Raw genomic sequence first — 609 nt, 5'->3', positions numbered from 1 at the left:
TACTGTTCTCACTGCTGAATGTAATGCTTTCACCGACTTTTCCCTCATTGTTTGCGGTTATTACTGCATTAGGAGCGCCACCTGAAACCAATGACTGTTGCCACTGTTCAAACTCGCTCTGGTATAGGTTTGCCCATTGATTGATGGTCGCCTTGTAATTGCTCCAATTACCTTGGCGTGTTTCCACCAGCATTTGGTTTACATCATCTTTATGTCGCTCGAACATAAATCGAACGGCCAGATAGCCCCAGCGATAAATTCGGTCAACATCAAAGCCATCGTATGTGGTTTCAAAAACCTCGCTCAAGGTGTAAGTTGAGCCGTCTCGAATCGTATCTAACGCCGCTTGATTGTCTTTTTCGTTTGCGATGTATTCTGCAATGCCTTCACTCCACCACACTACCTTTTCAGTTGGATGACCAAAACCGCCATAAAGGTCGAATCGGCCATCTAGGTAATGCACGTATTCATGTTCTAAGTTCCAAACAAAATGGTCAGGGTTGGCATAAGACGCTTCATAAGCGACAAAGTTAGGAATATTGCCCGGCTTGGACGGATCACCCTCAAGGTACATACCGCCGTTGTTGGTACTAATATCAAAGATTGGCC

1 protein-coding gene is annotated in these 609 nt (G+C 45.2%); it reads right to left on the bottom strand.

Going from position 1 to position 609, the window contains the following annotated elements:
* On the bottom strand, positions 1-609 hold a 609-nt coding region (locus tag R8N49_RS28640), incomplete at both ends, for a collagenase (protein ID WP_318190638.1).

It is taken from the genome of Vibrio sp. 1978 (genome assembly GCF_033344345.1).
This window is presented reverse-complemented; position numbering and strand designations above follow the sequence as displayed.